Origin of the sequence: Pseudorhodobacter sp. (assembly GCF_030452865.1) — a bacterium.
Taxonomy (GTDB): Bacteria; Pseudomonadota; Alphaproteobacteria; order Rhodobacterales; family Rhodobacteraceae; genus Pseudorhodobacter.
On record NZ_JAKDLJ010000199.1, the window covers coordinates 1 to 6,512 of the forward strand.

At 59.6% G+C, this 6,512-nt stretch carries 6 protein-coding genes; all 6 read left to right on the forward strand.

The annotated features are described in order from the left end of the window. Nucleotides 1–101: 101 nt before the first annotated feature. Entirely contained in the window at nucleotides 102–641 is a 540-nt protein-coding gene (locus L0H65_RS12115; RefSeq protein WP_301459310.1) for a rod shape-determining protein MreD, read from the forward strand. Continuing rightward, on the forward strand, nucleotides 638–2,578 hold the full coding sequence (mrdA, locus tag L0H65_RS12120) for a penicillin-binding protein 2 (protein ID WP_301459311.1): 1,941 nt from the start codon (nucleotides 638–640) through the stop codon (nucleotides 2,576–2,578). Before L0H65_RS12115 ends, mrdA begins: the two co-directional genes overlap by 4 nt. After that, nucleotides 2,575–3,714 (forward strand): rod shape-determining protein RodA, encoded by a 1,140-nt coding sequence (gene rodA, locus L0H65_RS12125; RefSeq protein ID WP_301459312.1) that lies wholly within the window; start codon nucleotides 2,575–2,577, stop codon nucleotides 3,712–3,714. Before mrdA ends, rodA begins: the two co-directional genes overlap by 4 nt. 121 nt (nucleotides 3,715–3,835) lie before the next feature. Beyond that, nucleotides 3,836–4,768, forward strand: coding sequence for a glyoxylate/hydroxypyruvate reductase A (locus L0H65_RS12130; RefSeq protein WP_301459313.1), 933 nt, complete (start codon nucleotides 3,836–3,838; stop codon nucleotides 4,766–4,768). 114 nt (nucleotides 4,769–4,882) lie between these two features. After that, nucleotides 4,883–6,262, forward strand: a complete 1,380-nt coding sequence (locus tag L0H65_RS12135; protein WP_301459314.1) for a glutamine synthetase family protein — start codon at nucleotides 4,883–4,885, stop codon at nucleotides 6,260–6,262. A gap of 26 nt (nucleotides 6,263–6,288) precedes the next feature. Continuing rightward, nucleotides 6,289–6,512 (forward strand): aldehyde dehydrogenase family protein (locus tag L0H65_RS12140; RefSeq protein WP_301459315.1); only part of this gene is annotated, 224 nt, incomplete at its 3' end.

The following is a 6,512-nucleotide window of genomic DNA, read 5'->3' on the forward strand; positions in this document are numbered from 1 at the left end:
CCGATCACCGATGCGGGTAGCCTGATTGCGGTTCCAAGCGGTGCGGCGCCTGCGGTACAGACCGAAGTCCCGTCCGAAGCCCCTGCTATCGCGGGGCAATGATGCTGCATTCATTGCGCAATTCGGTCTGGATCTATCGGCTCGCCTTTATTGTCATCGCCGTGGCTTTGCTGTTTCTGCGCCTGTTGCCCTTGGGCAGCGTTGCCGGGGATTGGCCCGGCCCTGACCTGCTGCTGTGCCTGATGCTGGCTTGGGTCACACAGCGCCCCGACCATTTGCCGGTTGCACTGATCGCCGCCGTTGTGCTTGCCGAGGACATGATTCTGATGCGCCCACCGGGGTTGTGGACCGCGATTGTCGTGCTGGCGACGGAGTTTCTGCGCGCCCGTTCAGCGCTGACGCGGGAATTGGGGATCGCGGCGGAATGGCTGCTGATTGCCGGGGTTATGGTTGCGATGCTTCTGGCTTATCGGCTTGTTTTCGCCATTTCTTTCATGACGCAGCCGGGATTCGGTTTTGCGATCACGCAAACGATAGGTTCAATCCTGATGTATCCTGTTATTGTGTGGTTGCTGCGCAGCGTTCTCAACCTGCGCAAACCATCAACCGGCGAAATTGACGCAATGGGAAAACGGCTATGAGAAGATCAGCCAAAGACACCGATGAAAGCGCAAAAAAGGTCACCCGGCGCGGATTGTTCCTTGGTGGGTCGATGTTCGCTGTTGTCGCAGTGCTCGGCGCGCGTATGCGCCATATGCAGATTGATCAGGCCGATGAATTCCGCCTGCTGGCCGAGGATAACCGCATCTCTATCCGGTTGATTCCACCGGCGCGCGGGTTGATCAATGACCGCAATGGCAAGCCTATTGCCGGGAATGAGCAGAATTACCGCGTGGTGATCAGCCGTGATGATGCCGGTAATGTCGAAGATGTGCTCAACCGCATGTCGGGGCTGCTGCCGATCTCTCCCGAGGATTTTGAGCGGGCGATGAAAGAGGCACGCCGCCGCAGCCCGTTGCCGATTATCGTGGCCGACCGGCTGAATTGGCAGGACGTGTCGAAAGTCGCGATCAATGCGCCTGCGCTGCCGGGTGTGTCGCCCGAAGTGGGCTTAAGTCGCATCTATCCGCGCGATACCGATTTCGCGCATGTTGTCGGCTATGTCGGCCCCGTCAGCGACAGTGATCTGGCCAAGCTGGATGAACCGGACCCACTGCTGCAAACGCCCAAGTTTCAGATCGGCAAGATCGGGGTTGAAACATGGATGGAAAGCACCCTGCGCGGCAAAGCCGGCAACCGGCGGGTGGAGGTGAATTCTGTCGGCCGCATCATGCGCGAACTCGGTCGGCAGGAAGGCGATGCCGGTGCCGATATTCGCCTGACGATTGATGCAGATGTACAAAACTATGCGCAGGCGCGACTGGGTGAGGAATCTGCGGCGGGCGTGATTATCGACGTGACCAATGGCGATATCATCGCCATCAGCTCGGCACCCTCGTTTGACCCCAATATGTTCGTACGCGGAATTTCCTATTCCGATTACAACATCTTGACGGAAAATGACCACCGCCCGCTGGCGAATAAATCGGTGCAGGGGGCGTATCCGCCCGGCTCCACCTTCAAGATGGTGACGGCACTCGCGGCGCTGGAAGCCGGGGTGATCAACGCCAACACATCGGTCAACTGTCCCGGCCATTATGAGGTTGGCGGCCGTAAATTCCACTGTTGGAAACGGGCGGGTCATGGCCGTGTCACGCTTGAACGCGCTTTGACGGAAAGCTGTGATGTCTATTTCTATGACATCGCGCTGAAGGTTGGCATTGATGCGATTGCCGAAGCCGGGCGCAAACTCGGCCTTGGGGTGCGCCACGACATCCCGATGTCGGCGATCACCGACGGGTTGATGCCGGACAAGCAATGGAAGCTGGAACGGTACAAGAAGGACTGGGTGATCGGCGACACCGTCAACGCCTCTATCGGGCAAGGTTTCGTTCTGACCTCACCTTTGCAACTTGCCGTGATGACAGCGCGGATCGCGAGCGGCAAAGCCGTCACTCCCCGGCTGATCCACAGCATCAATGACATTGCAACGCCGGTTGAGGCAGCACCCGATCTGGCGATGAGCGCGCAATTCCTCAAGGCGGTCCGGGAAGGCATGTACTCCGTCAGCAACAGTCAACGCGGCACCGGTTATTCGGCGCGCATCGACGACAAGGCGCTGCGGATGGCGGGGAAGTCAGGCACCAGTCAGGTGCGCAATATCTCCGCCGCCGAACGGGCGCGTGGGGTGATCAGCAACGCAAACCTACCGTGGGACCGGCGCGACCATGCACTGTTTGTCGGCTTTGCCCCCTATGACGCACCGCGCTATGCAGCGGCTGTTGTGGTGGAACATGGCGGCGGCGGCTCTGCGGTCGCGGGGCCGATCGTGCGCGATTTCCTGCTGCGCGCCATGAGCGACGGGTTGCCACCACTTTCAGCCTACCCGGCGTCACAGCGCAACCGGATTGAGACCATGCACAAGAAGCTGATCCTGCGAGATGCCGAAGGCCATCTGCCCGAAAGCTCCCGCGCATGAGCTTTCTGGAATACCGCCTGAAAACCGTCCCGACCGGTGCCGCCAAGATCCTGCATGTCAACTGGCCGCTGGTGGTTCTGCTCACGGCAATCGCCTCGGTGGGGTTCCTGATGCTGTATTCCGTCGCCGGTGGCCGGCTGGAAGTGTGGGCGGAACCGCAAATCAAACGCTTCATCCTTGGGCTCGGCGTGATGTTCTTTGTCGGCTTCGTGCCAATCTGGTTCTGGCGCAACCTCGCCGGATTGGCTTACGGGCTTTCGATCATGTTGCTGGTGGCGGTGGAGTTTTTCGGCTCGGTCGGTATGGGCGCGCAGCGCTGGATCGAATTGGGGCCGATCAGGTTGCAACCGTCTGAACTGGCAAAGATCACCCTGGTCATGCTGCTTGCGGCCTATTATGACTGGCTCGACATCCGCAAGACCTCGCGCCCGGTTTGGGTGATGATCCCGGTCGCGATCATCCTGCTGCCAACGGTTCTGGTTCTGGGCCAACCGGACCTTGGCACCGCTTTGCTTTTGATGTTCGGCGGCGCGGTCGTTATGTTCTGCGCCGGCGTAAGCTGGTATTATTTCGGGGCGGTCGCGGCGCTGCTTGGCGGCGCAATTACGGCGGTGATCTCGTCGCGCGGCACGGACTGGCAATTGTTGAAAGACTACCAGTATCGCCGGATCGACACGTTTCTCGATCCCTCAAGCGACCCTTTGGGCGCAGGCTATCACATCAGCCAGGCAAAGATCGCCTTGGGGTCGGGTGGCTGGGCCGGGCGCGGCTTCATGCAGGGCACCCAAAGCCGGTTGAACTTCCTGCCGGAAAAACACACCGACTTCATCTTCACCACCCTGGCGGAGGAGTTCGGCTTTGTCGGAGCATTCTCACTTTTGATCCTGTATACGCTGGTTCTGGCCTTCTGCATTTCCAGCGCGATCCAGAACAAGGACCGCTTCGCCAGCCTTGTCACGCTTGGCATTGCCGCCACATTCTTTTTCTATTTCGCTATCAATATGTTGATGGTGATGGGGTTGGCACCGGTCGTAGGTGTGCCCTTGCCGCTGGTATCTTATGGGGGCTCGTCCATGTTGGTGTTGATGGCGGCCTTCGGGCTGATACAAAGCGCCCATATTCATCGACCGCGCTGACATCACGCGTCGAATCAGGTATTTGGACCAAGATGAAATCAACGCCAATTCCCATTTCATCTTGGTAAAAATACCTATACTCGGCAAACACTGGCAGCCGGGCGGAGCATAGAGGGCAAGCATGGTCACAATCTACTTCGCAGCAGGCGCGTCCCGATGGCCGACCTATGAGGCACCTTTGCGCCGCGCGCTGACGGAAGCGGGGCTTGACGCCACCCTTTCACCAGACTGCCCCGACCCTGCGCTGGTGGATTATATCGTCTTCGCCCCCGGCGGCGAGATTGAGGATTTCACACCCTTCACCCGCTGCAAAGCGGTGCTGAACCTTTGGGCCGGGGTTGAAAGGATTGTTGGCAACCCGACGCTGACGCAGCCGCTTTGTCGCATGGTGGACCCGGCGCTGACTGCCGGGATGGTGGAATGGGTCGTCGGCCACACACTGCGCCATCACCTCGGCATGGATCGCCACATCGTCAACCCCGACCGCGTCTGGGATCCGGCCTGTCCGCCGCTTGCCAGCGAACGCCCGGTCACCGTGCTCGGTCTTGGTGCGTTGGGGCAGCAATGCGCGCAGGCGTTGCAGGCGCTCGGGTTCCCCGTTACGGGCTGGAGCCGTTCGGAGAAGCACATCCCCGGCCTGCAAACACATCATGGCCGCGATGGCTTGCAGGCCGCACTTGCAAAGGCACAAATTGCCGTATTGTTGCTGCCGAAAACCGTTGAAACCGAGAATATCCTGAACGCCGAAACGCTGGCCTGGCTGCCGAAAGGTGCTGTGATCCTCAACCCCGGACGCGGCGCGTTGATTGACGACGCGGCGTTGCTGGCCGCACTCACCTCGGGTGGGATCGGTCATGCAACGCTGGATGTGTTCCGCGTTGAGCCATTGCCACAGGATCACCCGTTCTGGGCGCACCCGCAGGTCACCGTCACACCGCATGTTGCCGCCGAAACACGGCCATTGAGCGCCTCGCGCGTCGTGGTCGAGAACATCCGGCGCGGTGAGGCAGGCGAGCCGTTCCTGCATCTGGTCAACCGGGTGCGTGGCTATTGAAACCCGCTTCCCGCTGCATTTCAGGGCTGGTTTTCTTGAACCTGCGGCGTTAGCGTTTTGACCAATTGGTCATGTGCGACGGGGTGATCGGGTCGCGCGAGGGAGGGAATGGACGTGCCGGGAAATCTGAGCCTTGACGATCTGAAGAAAGCTGCGAACGCGGGTGAGATTGATACTGTCATCGTCGCAGGCGTGGACATGCAGGGCCGCCTGATCGGCAAGCGGTTCCATGTGCAGAATTTTCTCGACAGTGCCTGGCAGGAGACTCATTGCTGCAACTACCTCATTGCCACCGATATGGAGATGAACACGGTTCAGGGCTATAAATCCACCTCATGGGCGGCAGGCTATGGCGACTATGTGATGAAAGCCGATATGGCGACGTTGCGGCGCATTCCCTGGCTGGAAGGCACCGCACTGGTGCTTTGTGACTTGCTTGACCATCATACCCATCAGGATGTCCCCCACTCCCCCCGCGCGATCCTGAAACGTCAGGTCGCGCGCGCCAATGCCTTGGGGTTTGATGCGATGATGGCGACAGAACTGGAGTTTTACCTGTTCGAGAACTCCTATGAGGAGTTGCGCAACTGCCATCAGCGCACCGGCCAGATCCGTGATCTGCAAGCAATTTCCGCACATAATGAGGATTACCAGATCTTCCAGACCACCAAGGAAGAAGGCGTCATGCGCGCCTTGCGCAACGGGCTTTATGGCGCGGGCATCCCGGTGGAATGTTCCAAGGGAGAGGCGGATGCGGGGCAAGAGGAGATCAACATCCGATACTCCGACGCGCTGGATACGGCGGACAATCATGTGATCACCAAGCAGGCGACCAAGGAAATCGCCTGGGCCAACGGTCATTCGGTGACCTTTATGGCAAAATATGATCATCGCCGCGCCGGCAGTTCCAGCCATGTGCATCAATCACTGTGGAAAAAGGGCAAACCGGCGTTTCAGGATGCCAAAGGCGCACATGGCATGTCCGACCTGATGCGCCATTTTCTTGCCGGACAGTTGGCGCATATTCAGGACATCACGGTTTTCCTGGCACCCTATGTCAACAGCTACAAACGCTTTACCGTGGGCATGTTCGCGCCAACCAAAGCAGTATGGAGTTGCGACAACAGGACGGCCGGCTTCCGCGTTTGCGGCGAAGGCACCAAAGGGATTCGCGTCGAATGCCGCATCGGTGGCGCCGATCTGAACCCCTATGTTGCAATGGCCGCGCTACTGGCCGCAGGGCTTGACGGGATTGAGCGCAAGCTGGAACTGGAACCGGAATTGAGCGGCGATCTGTACCAAAGTGCGGGCACCCGCCCGCTGCCTGCAACCCTGGGTGAAGCGGCGGCGCGGATGAAAGCATCCGCGATGTTGAACGCGGCTTTCGGCGAGGATGTCATTGCCCACTATCATCATGCCGCGATGTGGGAGGTTTCTGAACACAACCGCGTCGTCACCGATTTTGAACTCGCCCGCCTGATGGAACGCGCCTGATCTCACCGAACCACCCTGAGGATATGATGACCGCTGATATTCACCTGATCTCCCCTGTCGATGGCAGCACCTATGCCACCCGCACACCCCTGACGATGCCGGAGGCACAGGCCGCCGCCGCCCACGCCCGCACAGCGCAAAAGCCTTGGGCGGCGCGACCTTTGGCCGAACGCATCGCGCTGGTGAAGGCCGGTGTGGCAGAGTTGGAGAAGATGAAGGACAAGCTGGTGGAGGAACTGGCCTGGCAAAT